This window comes from Virgibacillus sp. 7505, assembly GCF_002272135.1.
Taxonomy (GTDB): Bacteria; Bacillota; Bacilli; order Bacillales; family Amphibacillaceae; genus Terribacillus.
Map to the genome: position 1 here is coordinate 1 of NZ_NPBF01000347.1, position 229 is coordinate 229.

Consider the following 229-nt stretch of genomic DNA (forward strand, 5'->3'; position numbering starts at 1 on the left):
CCCATAGAGTCAAAACCTGAGTCTGGTCCAACTTGCTCAGCCATCCGCGAATTATTGTTTCGCAATGCCCCTAGATGAAATTGCATGGTCCAGCCGAGTTTGTTGTACAGACGTGCCAAAAACAACAATACGTATGTTTGGTATTTTTCTTCCTCTTGCGGCGTAAGCGTTTCTTGGTTTAGTGCTTTTTGAAACGCCGCTTCTGCTTCTTTTTCGGTCGCATCTACAA

General features: G+C 45.0%; 1 protein-coding gene. It reads right to left on the reverse strand.

Annotated elements, in window-relative coordinates; all coding sequences use genetic code 11:
• The coding region (locus CHH91_RS19270; RefSeq protein ID WP_141234265.1) for a glucuronate isomerase at positions 1–229 on the reverse strand (229 nt) is incomplete at both ends.